Genomic DNA, 15,979 nt, shown 5'->3' with positions numbered 1-15,979 from the left:
CCCAGTACACAGCGAGCAATGGAGATCACTTCACAGCTGTGCGCGAATACGCATCACTGTTGATTAGGAGAAGAACAATGAAGACACTGCTTCGCACACGCACCGCCACCATCCTCTCGGCCGGCGCCATCGGCCTCCTGGCACTGAGCGGCTGCGGAATGGATTCCGGTTCCGGCGGGGAGGAGTCCGGTTCGGAATCGAGCAGCTCCGAATCTCAGCCCGCTGACTCGGGCGAGTCCGAGATGCCCGACGAGTCCGGCGACTCCTCCATGGCCGATTCCGACCTCGTCGGCAAGGGCTGCTCGGCTTACGCCGAGGCGAACCCTGACGGGGCAGGTTCTGTCGAGGGCATGGGCCAGGACCCGGTGGCCACTGCCGCCTCGAACAACCCGATGCTCACGACCCTGACCAAGGCTGTCTCGGGCAAGCTCAACCCCGATGTCGACCTCGTCGACACCCTCAACGGCGACGAGTTCACGGTCATCGCCCCGGTCGACGATGCCTTCGCCGATGTGCCCAAGGACGACCTCGACGCCCTGGCCAAGGACTCGGACCAGCTGACGAAGGTGCTGACCTACCACGTCATCCCCGGACAGCTCTCCCCCGATGAGATCGCCGGTGAACACGAGACCGTCGAAGGTTCGAAGGTGAAGATCTCCGGTGAGGGCGAGGACATGAAGTTCGATGATGCCGGACTGGTCTGCGGCGGAGTCAAGACCGCCAACGCCACGGTCTACATGGTCGACGCCGTGATGATGCCCAAGAAGTGACCGGAGGGTCCACAGCGAGAGAACACCACGATGCAGTGGCCGGGAACCGATCAGCAGCAACAGGATCGGCTCCCGGCCGCTTTCGGTTCCTCGCCGGTTCGTGCGGCTTCAGGCGAACGTCGACTGACCGTCTCTGCTGCACACGCTCCCACCACTGCGCCCACCCCGCTCGACTCGCTCACCTGGGAAAGGTGTGATCGGTTTCTGCATGCATGGCATGATTGGGCAATGAGTTCTGATCACCAGCCGGCGGATTCCGCCGATCCCGGCGGTGCCCTGCTGATCCGCATCGCCGAGGGTGACCGGTCCGCATTCGAAGAACTGTTCACCACTCACTCCCGCATCCTCATGGCCGTCATCCTGCGAATCGTCAAGAGCCGAACACTGGCCGAGGAAGTCCTCCAGGACTGCTTCACCGAGGTGTGGACCCGGTGTTCGGGCTTCGACCCGGGGCGCGGCAGCGGACGGGCATGGCTGATCACCCTGTGCCGCAGGCGAGCCATCGACTGTGTGCGCAGCGTCCAGGCTCAACAGGACAGAGACTATGCGGACGGGCTCCGCACTACCGCCGAAGCAAGCGACCAGGTGGAGCAGACCGTCATCGCCCGTGCAGAGTCGGACCGGACCGTCTCGGCTCTGCGGATCCTCCCGGATGAGCAGGCCGAACCGATCGTCATGGCCTTCTACCAAGGCATGACCCACACCCAGATCTCTGAGAATCTCCAGGTGCCCCTGGGTACCATCAAGTCACGGATCAGGGACGGAATGAAGAAGCTGCGAGAAGAGTTGGAGGCAAGCCGATGAGCGCAGATCGTGACTATCTGGCTGCCGGGCTGGCCCTCGGCGGGCTCAGCGACTCAGAACTCACCGAGGCTCAGGCGCTGGCCGATGCCGACGCCGACTTCCGCGCCGAAGTCGCCGCCTATGCCGACGTGATGGCCGACGCGGCCGAATCCGATGAACCCGTCGAGGTCAGCTCGGCGACTCAAGAGACAATTCTGTCGATCCCCGAGAACTACTCCCAGGAGTCGGCACCGGAGACCTCACCCGCTGTCGAGCCTGAGACTTCGTCGGTCGCTGCGGAGGCCTCCGCCGATGAGCCGGCCGCTCCGGCATCGCTCGCCGACCATCGGGAGGCACGCCGGTCCGATGCCCGCGCAGAGGGCGCCGGCGAGTCACAGCCTCGCCGCAGTTCCTGGCTGCCCTGGGCGGCAGCTGCGGCGGCGATCGTCGTCGCCGCAGGACTCGGCGCCACCGTCTGGCAGCAGAATCAGCGACAGAGTTCCTTGGAAGAGGACTTGGCGGCGACTCAGCAGCAGCTCGAGGACTCCGCTCGCCTCATGGAAGCCAGTGACCTGAAGACGAGCACCGCAGACATGCCGGAGGGCGGCTCCGTCACCGTGCTCTCCTCCGAGAGCGAGCAGCTCATCCGTCTCAGTCCGAAAGACATCGGGCGGCCACCGGCCGGAAAGTCGATGCAGATGTGGGTCATCGGTGCCGACGGTCCGGAAAGCGCCGGTCTGATGTCGGACGATCCGGTGACCATTGCGGGCGAGACGTTCGCCTCGGGCAGCGTCTTCGGCATCACCGTCGAGCCCGAGGGAGGCTCGAAGCAGCCGACCACGGATCCGATTGTCGCCATCGACCTCTGAGAGCTGTAGGGAGTAGGCTTCCTGGCATCGGCGGCGAAGGAGCTGTTATGTCCGATTTCGAGTGGGATCCGGAGACCTATCTGGCGCTCATGGCCGAGGAGATCCCCGACTACCCGCGTCTGCAGACAGAAGTGGCGGCTGCGGCAGCGACAGGAGCGCCGACGTCGATCCTCGATCTGGGCATCGGCAGCGGGCTGACCGCACAGCGCGTTCTCGAAGCCCTGCCGGAGGCGAAACTGCTGGGCGTCGACGCGAGTTCCGAGATGCTCGCCGCCGCCGAGGCGACCCTTGACCCGGATCGCACGCAGTTGCAGTCGGGTCGCCTGGAAGAACCACTGCCTGACGGGCCGTTCGATCTGGTCATGTCCATGCTCGCCGTCCATCACCTCGACGGCTCCGGCAAGGCCGACCTCTTCGTCCGCGTCGCGTCGGTGCTCGAGCCCGGCGGGAGGTTCGTCCTCGGTGATCTCGTCGTACCCGCCGACCCGGCGGACGTCGTCACGCCGATCGACTGGATCGACGACACCCCCAGTTCGCTCGATGAGCAGCTGACCTGGCTCGCCGAGGCAGGACTGACCACCCACGTGCACTGGCAGCACCGGGATCTGGCCGTCGTCGTCGCTCAGAAGGACTGATCAGTTTTCGCCAGAGCCGGAGCCTGATTCGTCTGATTCAGCGATCGCCCTCAGGCACATCGGCGAATCCCGCAATGAGGACGTCGAGCGCGAAATCGAAGCGAGCGGTTGAGGGTCGACGCGAAGCCGCACCGACCGCCTCAACGAGACGTGGGAAGTCCGCCTCGGAGATTCCCTCGAGATGAGCCGCTTGGCGCAGCTCGCCGCTCATGCCTCCGCCCCGTTCGCCACCTTCGGCTCGCACCGCGCCTCTGCGGGCGGCCTTTCCAACCTCGGCATTGAGCGCGGCATGCATGAGAACGAACTCATGGATGGTGTAGATCATGTCGAGCCCGCGGCGAGCTGAGAACCCGGCGGCGCAGAGGAAGTCGACGAGTGCCTCCAACAGAGCAAGGCTTCCGGTGGTCACCGCCGGGCGGGTCATGACGAGATCGACGAGGTTCGGATGCTCGGACAGAGTGTTCAGCTGCGACCGGGCGTACCCCCTCAGAACGTCGTCCCACGGTGATCCGGCGATTTCGACTGGCGGCACGGAAGTCGATATCTGCTCGACGACGGCGTCAAGCAGCGCACCCTTGTTCGGGAAATGGTGGTAGAGCGCCATCGCCTCGACCTTGAGTTCGGCGCCGATCCTGCGCATCGACACAGAGCCCAGACCTTCTTCGTCGGCGATGGCAATTGCCGTCCTCACGATCGATTCCGGCTTCAGACCAGCGTGCTGGCCTCGCATGCGTGCCGCGCCGGACTCGCTCCGCGGGCCGCTCGAAGCCACACTTGCTGCGCGATCACTTCGCTTCACCATGGCCGTCTCCCCCACGAACTCTCGGGTTTTCCTCCATTGACCTGCTATACAGCGTAAAACAAGCATGAGAATTACATTTTACGCTGTATAACACAGGAGAAAGGGCTCCATCATGAATAGGCAGTACTCCCGTTCGACCTACGTCGCCCTCTGGGTCGGACTCGTCCTCACAGTCGTGGCCATCGTCAGCGCACAGCTGGGCAGGCCGCTCATCGACGAACACATCCGCAGCGGCTACCCATCGATGTCCCAGGATGAGATCACGTCAGGCGTGAACTTCTACGCCGCGTCCTTGACGGTTGTCGGTGTGCTCGGCGTCCTCGGCTGGGTCGCAACGATCTGGCGAGCACATCGCGGCAGCCGTTGGGTCCGGTGGGCGGCCGTGGTCCTCGCTCTCACCGGCACCGCAGTTGCATTGTTCGCCTTCCTCGTCCGGGACATTTCAGGAGACACCGGGCTGCCGCCGCTCATCGGCACGATCGGGCTCCTCCCCTGCGTGGCAGGGCTCGTCGCCGTCGTCCTCATGTTCACACGAACAGCCGCCTCGGCGAACAACGATCCACATCCCCTGAACCGCTCACCACGCGCACGAACAGCCTGAAAGGACGACCCATGACACACCCCATCAGCTCCCAGACTCACACCCGACACGACCTGGCCGAGGCGGTGCTCGAGGTCCACCGGGCAGGCATGCCCGGCATCATCGCCGAGGTGATCGACCACGGAGAGACCGTGCGTGAATGCGCAGGGTTCGCCGAGGTCGCAGCGAAGACGCCGATGACGCCCGAGCTCCACCACCGGGTCGGCAGCATCGCAAAGACCTTCACGACGGTGACATTGCTGCGGCTCGTCGAGAAGGGGATCATCGACCTGGACGCCCCGATCGGCGGCTGCCTCCCCGAGCTCGTACCCGGAACTCGCGGGGAGGCGATCACCGTGCGGATGCTCGCGAATCACACGAGCGGACTCAACGAATACCTACCCGTCATCTATGACTCGCTGCGGGCGTTTCCGAACCTGGCGCAGACGAGTCCGCGCAGCCTCATCGAGCAGCAGTTCACCCGCTTCGACCGACGAGAGCTCATCAACATCGGCGTCGGAGCTCCTCCCGCAGGCGAACCCGGCGGCCTGCCCGGCAGATACTCGAACACGAACTATCTGCTCCTTGCCGAACTCATCGAGTCCGTCACCGGCACTTCTGCCGAAGAGCACATCCGCTCCGAGGTCATCGAGCCTGCCGATCTCCCCGACACCTACTTTCCGGTCGGGTCCGTGCTGGCGGCTGCGCATACTCATCTGTACGAGTCGTGGTTCGGCATGGCCGATCCGCCGATTGACCTCACCGACTTCGACATGTCGTGGGTGGGTCCCGCCGCCTCATTGGTGTCGACGACGGCCGATCTCAATCGGTTCTTCGGCCTCCTCATCGACGGTCAGCTGCTTCGACCGGAATCGCTCGAACAAATGCAGAGCACAGTTCCGGTGATCTCGTTCGAGGGCACGACGATCGAATACGGGCTCGGCCTGCACCGACGCGAATCCGACGACGGAACCGTCTGGTGGGGACATGACGGTTCGGTGTGGGGCGGAGGAGCGCTCACATTCACCCGGGCGGACACAGGCAAGCAGGTGACGGTGTTCACCAATCGTCAGCGCTGGAACACTCTCGATGAATCCGGGCGCCCGCAGCCGCATCCGATCGATGCTGCGTTGGCTCGTGTCGTCACAGGGAGCATGGGCTGATCCGGTTACCGGCAGCCGCCCGGTCCCGCACGCTCAATCCCTCCACCGACTGCCGGAGCCGCGGCATCTGATTTCCCCACTGCGGCGGATACCGGCCGGGCACGTCACTGTCTAAGCTGGAAGGATGACGGAGGAACTGACACCCATCAAAACCACCAAGGGTGATGTCTACATCGTCGTTGGATTGACTGTGTCCTCAATGCTCTTCGCGGTGCTCTACAGCGCCTCCAGCATTCAGGTGCTCAAGGCTCCGTTGTGGGTCTGCTGCCTCGCATCTGCCCTCCTCACTGCACCTTTGCTGTATCGGCGCCGCTATCCGAGCCAGAGTGCTTTTGTCATCTGCCTCGTCTACTCGGTGGCACTGGTCAACAGCGCTATGGAGATCGGCGTCTCCCAGATCGTCCTGTTCATGGGCATCTATTCGATCGGGCCCTGGCAGCGCAGCCGAAAAGTTGCCTTCTGGTCGCGTCTGTTTCTGTGTATCGGCATGGCGGTCCTCTTCGCGGTGTCGCTGTCGGTTCAGTACCGAGCCCTAGGCGACTTCACCATCCTGCAGTTCGCTGCGTCCGGTGGAGTCTCCTTCCTGACGAATGCCGCGTTCTTCGGCGGAGCGTGGGTCTTCGGCAACAGGGCATGGAAGCAGCGGAAACTCATGGCCGATCTCCGTTCGGCCAATGCAGAAGTCCGTGAACAAGAACAGCGACTGTCCCGGCAAGCCCTCGACCTCGAACGCGTGCGCATTGCCCGCGAACTCCATGACGGAGTCGCCCACCATATCGCCGGGGTCGGCATCCACGCCGCCGCTGCACGTCGCAGCCTCGAGAAGAACCCCGACAAGGCAAAGGAATCGCTCCAGGTCATCGAATCCTCGACCCGCGAGACCGTCGACGAACTCCGAGCCCTCGTCTACACGCTGCGCGAAACGGACTCGCCGGCCGACGTCACCGCCGCCACGGACGTCACAGCCGCGTCCGGTGGCCAAACGGGTGAAAGACCAGCCGACACCGCCACGGCCGGATCAACGAAAGGCAACCCCGGCCTCGGCGACCTTCCGGAACTCATCGAATCGGCCCAACGATTCGACCAAACTGTCGAGTACACGACGATCGGGGCCCCTCGCCCGCTCACTCCGATCACCGAGATGTCGATCTACCGTGTGATTCAAGAATCCCTGACCAACTGTTCCCGCTATGCGGGCGCCGGCGCCGAGGTGGATGTGCGGCTGCGTTACGGCAGCACCGATCTCGAGGTGGAGGTCAGCGATGCCCGTTCTGCAGGAAGGCCGGCATCTGCAGGACCCGACAGCGCCCAGGCAGACTCCGGACTTCGTTCCACGAGCGAAGGGCTCGGCCTGGGTATCGTCGGCATGCGAGAACGTATGAATGCTCTCGGCGGCAGCCTCGAGGCAGGGCCGAAATCCCGCGGAGGCTGGATCGTGCGCGCGCGGATCCCCTACCCTCGCAGCACCGCAGGTCACTTGTCCCCAGATACTCCAGCGAAGGCATCCACATGATCCGCGTCCTCCTCGTCGACGACCAGTCGATGGTTCGCACCGGTTTCCGCACGATCCTCGAAAGCGAGGACGGCATCGCTGTCGTCGGCGAGGCTGAGAACGGGCAGATCGCCATCGATAAGGCGCTCGAGCTGTCACCGGATGTCATCTGCATGGATGTGCAGATGCCGGTCATGGACGGGCTCGAGGCGACAGAGGAGATCGTCCGCCGCGGCGCCGCCGGAGCCGTCCTCATGCTCACGACCTTCGACCGCGACGACTTCCTGTTCCGCGCGCTCGATGCCGGTGCCAGCGGTTTTCTGCTCAAAACCGCCGAGGCTGAACAGCTCATTGACGCAGTGACCGCTTTGGCGGCAGGCGACGGTTTGCTCTCCCCCGAGGTCACTCGCCGAGTCATCGAACGGTCCGTGTCGACCCCGGAACCGACGGCACCAAGCGCGCCTGAACTCGAGTACCTCACCGACCGTGAGCTTGAGGTGCTGCGGCTGGTCGCGACCGGAGCCAGCAATTCCGAGATCGCAGGGAAGCTCTTCGTCGGTGAGGCGACCGTGAAGACGCATGTGTCGAACCTGTTGTCGAAACTGGGAATCCGTGACCGCATCCATGCAGTGATCTGGGCCTACGAACATGGAATCGCGAAGGTCGGGGGCTAGCCACAAGATTCCCCGCGTCGGACCCCGAAGAGACTCAGACCAAAAAAGACGCTGGAGGTGAGCCGCTGAAACAGCGGCTCACCTCCCGGATCATTCAGTCAAGGTCTGACCGACGGCGATTGATCAGTACGACCGTCAGCCCGCCAGTGAGAATCAGCGCCCCAGCTAGACCGAGGTAGAGCGGAATGCCGGCGGAACCGGTGCGAGGAAGATCGCCCCCACTGCTGCCGCCATCGTCACTTCCCTCACTGCCGCGATTTGCACCGTCGGTGCCGACTGAAGCACCTGCGTCGGCATGTGCGGCCTGGTCGGCCCGTGCACCGTCAGAGTCCGCAGCTGCGCTGGATGCAGCGCCGTCAACTGCTGTGTCCGCCGCGGTATCAGACTCGCTCGAGTCCGCCGCGGCGTCAGCCTTGTCCGAATCAGCTGCGGTGTCAGCTTGAGCAGAGTCAGCGGCAGTGTCGGCCTTGTCCGAATCTGCTGCAGTGTCGGCTTCATCCGAATCAGCAGCAGTATCCGCTTCATTCGAATTGGCTGCGCTGTCCGCCTTGTCCGAGTCCGCAGCGGTGTCTGCCTCGCTCGAATCAGCCGCACTGTTGGCCTGAGCAGAATCCGCTGCGGTGTCGGCCTTGTCCGAATCAGCTGCAGTGTCCGCTTCGTCCGAGTCCGCAGCAGTGTCGGCCTTGTCCGAATCAGCTGCAGTATCCGCTTTATCCGAGTCCGCAGCGGTGTCCGCTTCGTTTGAGTCAGCAGCAGTGTCGGCCTCATCCGAATCGGTAGCAGTGTCGGCCTCATCCGAGTCCGCAGCGGCGTCCGCCTTGTCCGAATCAGCAGCAGTATCCGACTCATTCGAGTCAGCGGCAGTGTCCGCCTCATTCGAGTCCGCAGCAGTGTCGGCCTTGTCCGAATCGGCTGCAGTGTCCGACTCGCTCGAGTCAGCAGCAGTATCGGCCTGAGCAGAGTCCGCAGCAGTATCGGCCTCGTCCGAATCTGCCGCAGTGTCCGCTTCGTCCGAGTTCGCGGCAGTGTCCGACTCATTCGAGTCAGCAGCAGTATCGGCCTGAGCAGAGTCCGCAGCAGTATCCGACTCGTTCGAGTCAGCGGCAGTATCCGACTCGTTCGAATCAGCCGCAGTGTCCGCTTCATTCGAGTCAGCAGCAGTGTCTGCCTCATCCGAGTCAGCAGCAGTATCCGACTCGTTCGAATCAGCCGCAGTGTCCGCTTCATTCGAGTCAGCGGCCGTATCTGCCTCGTCCGAGTCAGCAGCAGTGTCGGCCTCATCCGAGTCCGCAGCAGCATCGTCGTCCGCCGCCTCACATTCGGCGAGCTCGTCGGCGGTCATTTCGCGGTCGCGAGTCTCGGTCGAAGTTGTCGACTCCCCCTCGACCCACTCCAAGGTGTCGGGGTCGAAAACGTACTCAGTCGTCGTCACTTCGCGAGACTCGGTCACCGTCCTGGACTCACAGTCTTTATTGGTGAAGGTCCATTCAGTGGTGGAGACCTTCGGATCCGGTTGCTGCGGATCACATCCCGGACGAGTTCCGGTCAGGCGATGGAGAAGCACGATCGGGTTGGTCCCGTCCAGCTCCACAGTGGCGTTGAACGAATAGCTTGAGTTCGCTGGCATCGACCCGATTGTTCCGGTCGCACGGTCTGCAGAGACGGACATACTCGCCTGACCCACCGGAACCGTATAGCCATTGTTCTGCAGCTGCCCGTGGGCTGGCGAGGCAATCGCCGGAGCCCCGTCGGCGACGAACTTTCCACCGCCGACGATGCTCACATCGGTCGTCACATTCTCGAGGTCCACCTTCGTCGCCCCGTAGAGCCGCATCGTCGGTTTATCGCCGGCTTTCGGGTGGACTGGCATTCCCCAGCCGTCTGCGTTGATCTCGCCCTGCTTATCCGAGGTCTCGCCGTTGTAATACTTATCCCGCACGGTGATGTCGCCGTCATTGATGTTCCATATCGTGCGCCCGAGGTATTCGACCTGGCAGACGTCGAGTCCGTCGCTCGGTTTCGGCTCAGGAACCTCGTCTTCGTTGTAACCGCATTTTTCGCCCGTGGCTTCAGCAGTGAGCTCGGCAGACGCGACGAACTGGTCCGTCTCCTTCAGCGGAACATTGAATGGGAGAGTGAACTGGAAGACTGTGGCTTCGCGTCGGCCCAGATCAGGCACCTCGACCGTCCACGATCCGTCCCCGTTGTCACTTGCTGTTGCGCGCTGCTTCCAGTCGTAGTTTGCGTACGAGCCTCCCCAGGCTTTCATCCTCGAGTTCGTCGATTCAGCGTCGAAGATCGCGGTGACTCCGTTGAGCTCTTCGGGGAGGTCCACCGTGATCTTGATGTTCTTCAGGGCCCTATCAGTGGCGAAAGGCAGCCGCCAGACCTGAGTCTGAGTGTCGTTGGACTGGCTGCCGTTATAGAAGTGGTTGAGCTCGAAGATGCCTTTGCCGCCGATGCGAGGAGTGACCTCCTCGATATATCCGCCATTGCTGAAGTGAGCAGGGTTGCCATCGAGATCGGTCATGAGTCCGGGGTAGTTCGGATCATCATTCTTCAGGTCTGTGTCAAGCACAGACGACGCCTTCCAATGGACGTTGCAACCGTCAGAGACGACACCGAGTTTCGTGCCTGTATTGGTGGCATAAGCGGTCGTGCTCATTCCGAGAACGAGAAATAGGGCCAGTAAGGACGCGACGATGAGCGGCGCGCCCGCAGAACGGGTGCGTTTCATAACAGGGGATTCGATTCTGTGAGAAAGGGAGTCGGAGGGGAGGGAGCGATGATCTGCCACGTATCGGCTGATGCACCTCACTCAGTGTAAAAGGGGGCACCACCACGGGGCCTTCACACGAATATGTCATTTGCATAACTATTTCTGTAATCTCAGTCATTGTGGCTTCCGTGACCGCACCCCTGCGGTCATCTGAGCCAACAGGCACATGGTCGCAGAAGTCGGGCGATAGTACCGAGATCCCGGCGTCCCACCAGTCGAGACTGCGGCAACAACGCGAGTAATATGTGGGTCATCGGACGGCCATTCGGTCGCCCACCGCTCCCCCACCTGACCCCACCACTGCGTTCACGGTCGAACCGACGCATCACAGCTCGTCCCCCTTGGCTGTGTCACTGCGACGACCGGAAAGGTAGCATCCGATGCACAGCTCGGACGATTTCGTCCCCGTCGACCCCGCCTACGACCGTCTTGTGCATTTGGCACCGACGCGCAGCCGAGAATCGAACCAGATCCTCGACCTGCTCCGCTCCGGCCGCTCCGTCATCGTGGTCTGTCTGACCGGCGACGGCGCCCTGGATTTCGGACGGTCGCTGGCTGTTGCTCTTGGTCGTCCCGATCAGTCCCTGCTGCGGATCAGTGCCCACACCACCACCGAGGAGGTCGCGGAGTTCGTCGACGCCGGCAGGATCGCCGGGGGACCGAGAATCATGAGCGGGGCCCACCTGCTCACGGACGACACCGCGCACGTGATCGACCAGGCTCTCCACGTCTCTCGAGTACCGGTGGCCTACCTCGTCGATGGTGATCTTCTGCGCACGGTCCATCAGGGCGGCAACAGCGTGCTCAAGCAGATCGCCATGAGCTGGAGCGCCGGTGAAGTCGATCGCATCGATCTGGCGCCGCTCACCGGCAGCGAATCCATGGCACTCGTAGCGGGTCTGTCTGCGACCACTCCACTCGATGACCTGCAGCTGCGCACTTTGGCGGCACTGTGCGGAGGCAGACCCTTGGTCGCGGCCGACCTCGTCGCCTGGGCAGAAGAGGACCCCGACCGAGTTCCCCGCCATTACCCGCACGCCAGCTTCGATACGCCGTTCTTCGGCACCAGGGTGCTGTCGCGACTTGCTCCGCTGTATCCGCGGATGCCTGATTCCACACTCATCGCTGCTCGCCGCCTCGGCGATCTCAGCCCCATGCCCACCCGAACAGCCAAACAGCTCTTCGGGGATTCGGCTGTCTCCCGCCTTATCGACCTGCGTCTGGCCCGAGAGTTCGAGGTCAGCGGTCAGCCGTCGGTGGCGGTCCCACCTCTGCACATCGGTGCCATGGCCAACCAGCTCATCGGAGAAGCCGATTCCGCGGACGAGGAGAAATTCAATCGTCGGCTCGCGATCCTGTGGCAAGCCGGCTATCCGGTCGGTGAAGCTGCGGAGATCGGTCTGGCTCGTGATGTCATCGGTGAGGGCCGCGAGATCGACCGCTCCGATGCAGTGCTCTTACTCAAGGCGGCGCGCACACTCAATCGGCTGGGTGACCCGATGGAGGCATCGATCATGCTCCACCTGGTTGAAGATGTGGCCCGGAACGATGCGCCGATGTTGCTCGAATGGGAGCTGCAGACGATCACAGCCCGACTCCTCAGCGGCGATCGAATTGGCGCGATCGCCCTCATCAGGTCCGGTGTCGAGCACGGACCTCTGGGCTGCGAGCGCGAACCGGTTCTGCTCGAGCTGCTCTTCACTGCGGCCGCGGCACTCGCAGGTGAACCCGAGCTTCCTCAGTGGTGGACCGATCACCTGCGAGACGAAGTCGATCCGGTCATTCCGGGTATCGCGAACCTCGTCACCTCGTTCGCCGGGAGTGGCATGACCCGCCTCGATGACGCTCGCGCGGTCGCCGATTCTCAGTCAGCGCCGGATGCTCTGCGCTTCGCCGCATATGCGGCTCTGTGCCAGTATCACCTCAAGACGGACAACGCAGAGGCACTCATCGCAGCCGCTAAGGAAGGCTACGAATACTACGTCGGACTCACCGGCTCCAGCCCCAGGTCACCCACGGGTTTCACCTACACCATGGCCTGGTACTTCATGGTCGGAGCGACGGTGAATTGCCTGTTGGCCGGAATCGAACCACAGCGATCTGAACTCATCACCCGTAAGCTGCTGGAAGCCGCGAGCGGGGCCTCCACCCACAGCGGCTGGCAGCTGAATGCGACGGCATCCTGGTGCATCGGCATCCAGCGCCTGCTTGATGGAGAGACCGATCTGGCCGCACGGGACTATGCGGCCGTCGCAGCCACTGTCACCCCGGCACTGCTGGCGGTGGGATGGGGATTGCGCGACACCCTCGGACGGTGGCAACGCAGCAATGCGCCGTACTATCGCCCGACGTCGGGCGATGGCTCGGTTCCGACGCAGGGCTATCGCTTCCACGATGGATTGGCCGCCTTCCTGCTGGGACCCGGGGCGTCGAATCCCGGCCCGATGCCTGCGTGGATGCATACCGTGTTCGCTCATGCGCGCGTGCTCGACGGCACCATCACCGCCGCCGAGGCGGTCCAGAGTCTTCCGGATGAATCCACCGACCTGAATCTGCCCGGGCCGCGTGCCGCGCGGCGGCATCTCGATGCCTCGGCCACTGAGGACGCCGAGGCGCTCCTGGCCGCCGGTCTGGAACTGCGGTCCGTCGGCTACCGGGGTGCCGCCCGCCACGCCTTCGCCGAGTCCAGGGCTCTGTTCCTCGCTCAACGTCTCAGTTCCCGCGCACGCGTGGCCGGCGAAGCACTCGACGCGCTGCGACAGCGGGCTGCCACGCCTCCGGAAGATCCGCAGCCACGTGAGGACACCGCGATCTCCGATGCTGCGGCTCCAGCCGTCACCCTGACCGAACGGGAGCTCGAGGTGTGCCGACTCGTCGCCGAGGGACTGACGAATGTGCAGATCAGTCAACGCCTGGTCCTGTCAGTGCGCACTGTCGAGTCACATGTGCTGCAGGCTCGAGCGAAGCTCGGTGCCGAACGGCGCCGCGACATTCCGAAACACTTGCTCAAGCTCCGCGACACCGGCCGGATCAATGCCGTGGGAAGCGCGAAGGCTTAACCCTCGTCGAACGGGACTGAGCGTCCGCCTCGGCGGGGGTATCGGTCTTCGGCCTCTCGCCCTTCGGGCGGACCGGACGGCCTGACCACCAGACGTAGATTCCGGCTGCCACGAGACCCGTACCCATGATGACGATCCACCAAGGGAAGCCGGGCAGGTCGGATTCGGCGAGCCCGGATTCCTGATCTGCGGCCGGGGTCGGGTACACGCGTTCAGCGGTGACGAGGATCCGTTGGGAGTTGATGCCCAAGGGCGTGCAGGTAACGAGCGTAACGAGGTCGCGGTCGGAGATCGTGCCCAGAGATTCGGTCTCGTCCGGGTCGACTACTTGGGTGCGAACCACCTGGTAGCTGAGCACCTGTCCGAACGTCGTCAGGGTGAATCGGTCGCCCTTGCCCACCTTGTCGAGGTTGGTGAACATGGTCGCGTCGGCCAGACCTCGGTGGCCGGTGATGACCGAATGGGTGCCGTCCCCGCCGACAGGCAGACTCGTGCCCTCGAGGTGGCCGAGCCCTTTGAGCAGGGTCGCGTCGTCGGTGCCGTGGTAGACGGGCAGGTCCACATCGATGGAGGGGATCCGCAGACGGGTCATCACTCCGGGTCCACCGTCGTCGAGCACATCCTCGTACGTTGGGGCACCCTCGGCCGAGGTCCCTTTCCCCGAAGGCAGCCGGTGGTTCGACTCCAACTGCGCACCGGACTCGAGAGCCTGGTTGTACTTGTGGGCGAGCGCGATCTCACGGGCGTTTTCGACTTTGTCGCCCTCGGTCGTCGTCGCCGATTTTCCGATGATCTTCGACTGGTCGAGCTGGGAGAACCACGCTGCCGCACTCGGGTAGGTCCAGATGCTCAGTCCGGTCAGAGCGATGAGCGCGATGACGAGGGAGAGAATCGGCACGCGCCAGCGGCGCCCGTCGGGGGACGGACGCCGCGTGGACGTGCCCGGCACGGCAGCCTCGGTGGAATGCCTGTCCTCAGGTGAGTGGATCACACCTGGTTCTTGCGGCGGTTGGCTGCGACGACGCCTGCACCGCCGGCGATGAGCATGAGGCCGATTCCGGCGATCATCGCGAGCAGCTTGCCGTCAGCACCGGTCAGCGGCAGTTCGGGGTGGCCCTGCTGGGTGTTGGCGAACTCGTACTTGACGGCTGCGGTGGTGGCGCCGGCCTTCACGGTCACCTCGTTGAGGGAGTCATCGAGGATGTAGCCGGTCGGAGCCTTCGTCTCCTTGACCCAGTACTTCTGCGTGGTGTCATCGTTGTTGCCGACCCACAGTGTGATCGTTGCAGTGCCGTCAGCCGCGGTCTTGACCGAGGCGACCTTGTTCTGTCCGTTCTTGTCGGAGAAGATGTCGAACTCGGCTCCGGCGAGGGTGTGTGCCTTGTCGCCGGCGACGTGCTTGATGATCTGCAGCGAGCCCCAATTCGTGCTCACGGCCGGGGTCTCGACGGTCGAATCGTTGGTGTTGACGAGCGCAGTGTTCTCGATGGTGCCATCACCCTGAGAGGTGACCTTCGTGGTGATGGTGGAAACGACCTTCTGACCGGCAGTGAGCTTGCCGAGTCCGACCTTGGTGAAGTTGATCGTCACGGTCTGACCGTCCCTGACGATGTTGTAGTCGGTGCCTTCGGTGAAACCGGCCACTTTGGCAGATACGAATTCCAGGCGCGAGTCGAGCTGGTCGACGATCGAGAACTTTTTGTAGCCGTTGTTCGCGGCCGGGACCGGCGCGGTGATCGTCCAGTCGACGGTCGAACCGATGACGGGCGCAGTCGGGTTGGAGACTTCCTTCGTCGGCTGCGTCTTGTTCACCGAGTTCTTCGGGTAGACGTTGACGTCATAGAGCCATTTGCCGCTCGACTGCGACAGCGGCAGCGTGACGAGGAATGGGTCCGTGGTCGAGGTCGCGTTCGTCGGAGCCTTGGTCTCTTCCACGAGGTAGAGACCGAGCGGCAGACCTTCGAAGGTCGCGAGTCCGCCGTTTGCGGTGGTCTTCGCAATGCCGTTGCCCAGCGAGAATCCGCCGGCCTTGATCTCGGAGGCCTTGAGCCCGCTGATGAGGTCCCAGCCTTCAGGGGTCTTCAGGTCGATGGCCTGGCCGCCCTTGGCCGTGACCTGCTTGACAGTGAACTCGGCGCCGTCGAGTGGGGTGCCGAGGTTCGAGGTGTCGGTCTTCACCGAGCCGTCGCCACCGTCGGTGCCGTAGGCGCCGTCGTACTTGTGAACGATGATCGAACCGGAGCGACCGGTGTCGATGTTGCCCACGTTGCTGTCGGCCTGCGCCGTGCCCGTCATGCCGAGCACGCTCAGCGAGGCGATCGCGGCCACCGCGGTCAGACGCCGCAGAAGACCCAGTTTCTTAGTTTTCATTGT

At 63.5% G+C, this 15,979-nt stretch carries 13 protein-coding genes; 9 read left to right on the top strand and 4 right to left on the bottom strand.

All coding sequences use genetic code 11. The annotated features are described in order from the left end of the window. Positions 1–77 precede the first annotated feature (77 nt). The 4 genes from ACU4IU_RS09900 (at position 78) to ACU4IU_RS09885 (ending at position 3,057) form a co-directional block, all read left to right on the top strand. Positions 78–770 (top strand): fasciclin domain-containing protein, encoded by a 693-nt coding sequence (locus ACU4IU_RS09900; protein ID WP_446656609.1) that lies wholly within the window; start codon positions 78–80, stop codon positions 768–770. 228 nt (positions 771–998) lie between these two features. Next, a complete protein-coding gene (locus ACU4IU_RS09895; RefSeq protein ID WP_172173474.1) occupies positions 999–1,574 on the top strand; it encodes a sigma-70 family RNA polymerase sigma factor in 576 nt (191 codons plus the stop codon). After that, a complete protein-coding gene (locus ACU4IU_RS09890) occupies positions 1,571–2,422 on the top strand; it encodes an anti-sigma factor (RefSeq protein ID WP_446656608.1) in 852 nt (283 codons plus the stop codon). The genes ACU4IU_RS09895 and ACU4IU_RS09890 overlap by 4 nt, the downstream gene beginning before the upstream one ends. Positions 2,423–2,469: 47 nt before the next feature. Further along, a complete protein-coding gene (locus ACU4IU_RS09885; protein WP_172173468.1) occupies positions 2,470–3,057 on the top strand; it encodes a class I SAM-dependent methyltransferase in 588 nt (195 codons plus the stop codon). A gap of 37 nt (positions 3,058–3,094) precedes the next feature. Here the strand turns inward: ACU4IU_RS09885 and ACU4IU_RS09880 are convergent, their stop codons facing one another. Continuing rightward, on the bottom strand, positions 3,095–3,748 hold the full coding sequence (locus ACU4IU_RS09880; RefSeq protein ID WP_172173465.1) for a TetR/AcrR family transcriptional regulator C-terminal domain-containing protein: 654 nt from the start codon (positions 3,746–3,748) through the stop codon (positions 3,095–3,097). A 223-nt stretch (positions 3,749–3,971) separates the two neighbouring features. Here ACU4IU_RS09880 and ACU4IU_RS09875 point away from each other — a divergent pair, with 223 nt between their 5' ends. The 4 genes from ACU4IU_RS09875 to ACU4IU_RS09860 all read left to right on the top strand — a co-directional run bounded on the left by ACU4IU_RS09875 (position 3,972) and on the right by ACU4IU_RS09860 (position 7,768). Beyond that, on the top strand, positions 3,972–4,460 hold the full coding sequence (locus tag ACU4IU_RS09875) for a hypothetical protein (RefSeq protein WP_376904472.1): 489 nt from the start codon (positions 3,972–3,974) through the stop codon (positions 4,458–4,460). An 11-nt stretch (positions 4,461–4,471) separates the two neighbouring features. Next, a complete protein-coding gene (locus ACU4IU_RS09870) occupies positions 4,472–5,602 on the top strand; it encodes a serine hydrolase domain-containing protein (RefSeq protein ID WP_446656607.1) in 1,131 nt (376 codons plus the stop codon). Positions 5,603–5,726: 124 nt separating this feature from the next. Beyond that, positions 5,727–7,115: a sensor histidine kinase gene (locus ACU4IU_RS09865; RefSeq protein ID WP_376904470.1), complete on the top strand. Its 1,389-nt coding sequence runs from the start codon at positions 5,727–5,729 to the stop codon at positions 7,113–7,115. Next, positions 7,112–7,768: a response regulator gene (locus ACU4IU_RS09860; protein ID WP_259357944.1), complete on the top strand. Its 657-nt coding sequence runs from the start codon at positions 7,112–7,114 to the stop codon at positions 7,766–7,768. Before ACU4IU_RS09865 ends, ACU4IU_RS09860 begins: the two co-directional genes overlap by 4 nt. Positions 7,769–7,862: 94 nt before the next feature. Here the strand turns inward: ACU4IU_RS09860 and ACU4IU_RS09855 are convergent, their stop codons facing one another. Next, on the bottom strand, positions 7,863–10,346 hold the full coding sequence (locus tag ACU4IU_RS09855) for a hypothetical protein (RefSeq protein ID WP_446656606.1): 2,484 nt from the start codon (positions 10,344–10,346) through the stop codon (positions 7,863–7,865). 581 nt (positions 10,347–10,927) lie between these two features. Between ACU4IU_RS09855 and ACU4IU_RS09850 the strand changes: the two genes are divergently transcribed. Continuing rightward, the gene (locus tag ACU4IU_RS09850; RefSeq protein WP_446656605.1) at positions 10,928–13,606 is read left to right on the top strand and encodes a helix-turn-helix transcriptional regulator; all 2,679 of its coding nucleotides are present in this window, start codon (positions 10,928–10,930) and stop codon (positions 13,604–13,606) included. Here ACU4IU_RS09850 and ACU4IU_RS09845 read toward each other — a convergent pair. Together ACU4IU_RS09845 and ACU4IU_RS09840 are read right to left on the bottom strand one after the other, a co-directional pair. Continuing rightward, positions 13,578–14,597, bottom strand: a complete 1,020-nt coding sequence (locus tag ACU4IU_RS09845) for a class C sortase (RefSeq protein ID WP_446656604.1) — start codon at positions 14,595–14,597, stop codon at positions 13,578–13,580. The genes ACU4IU_RS09850 and ACU4IU_RS09845 overlap by 29 nt on opposite strands. Beyond that, positions 14,594–15,976 (bottom strand): SpaH/EbpB family LPXTG-anchored major pilin, encoded by a 1,383-nt coding sequence (locus tag ACU4IU_RS09840; protein WP_446656603.1) that lies wholly within the window; start codon positions 15,974–15,976, stop codon positions 14,594–14,596. The genes ACU4IU_RS09845 and ACU4IU_RS09840 overlap by 4 nt, the downstream gene beginning before the upstream one ends. Between the last annotated feature and the right edge of the window lie 3 nt (positions 15,977–15,979).

The sequence above is a fragment of the Brevibacterium sp. CSND-B09 genome (genome assembly GCF_052906525.1).
The sequence above is the reverse complement of the archived record's forward strand: the minus strand, read 5'-3'. Positions and strand labels throughout refer to the sequence as shown.

What these genes read in the sequence shown, in the direction of transcription:
- ACU4IU_RS09900 (WP_446656609.1), top strand. Translation starts at nt 78, where the DNA reads ATGAAGACACTGCTTCGCACACGCACCGCCACCATCCTCTCGGCCGGC.
- ACU4IU_RS09895 (WP_172173474.1), top strand. Translation starts at nt 999, where the DNA reads ATGAGTTCTGATCACCAGCCGGCGGATTCCGCCGATCCCGGCGGTGCC.
- ACU4IU_RS09890 (WP_446656608.1), top strand. Translation starts at nt 1,571, where the DNA reads ATGAGCGCAGATCGTGACTATCTGGCTGCCGGGCTGGCCCTCGGCGGG.
- ACU4IU_RS09885 (WP_172173468.1), top strand. Translation starts at nt 2,470, where the DNA reads ATGTCCGATTTCGAGTGGGATCCGGAGACCTATCTGGCGCTCATGGCC.
- ACU4IU_RS09875 (WP_376904472.1), top strand. Translation starts at nt 3,972, where the DNA reads ATGAATAGGCAGTACTCCCGTTCGACCTACGTCGCCCTCTGGGTCGGA.
- ACU4IU_RS09870 (WP_446656607.1), top strand. Translation starts at nt 4,472, where the DNA reads ATGACACACCCCATCAGCTCCCAGACTCACACCCGACACGACCTGGCC.
- ACU4IU_RS09865 (WP_376904470.1), top strand. Translation starts at nt 5,727, where the DNA reads ATGACGGAGGAACTGACACCCATCAAAACCACCAAGGGTGATGTCTAC.
- ACU4IU_RS09860 (WP_259357944.1), top strand. Translation starts at nt 7,112, where the DNA reads ATGATCCGCGTCCTCCTCGTCGACGACCAGTCGATGGTTCGCACCGGT.
- ACU4IU_RS09850 (WP_446656605.1), top strand. Translation starts at nt 10,928, where the DNA reads ATGCACAGCTCGGACGATTTCGTCCCCGTCGACCCCGCCTACGACCGT.
- ACU4IU_RS09840 (WP_446656603.1), bottom strand. Translation starts at nt 15,976, where the DNA reads ATGAAAACTAAGAAACTGGGTCTTCTGCGGCGTCTGACCGCGGTGGCC.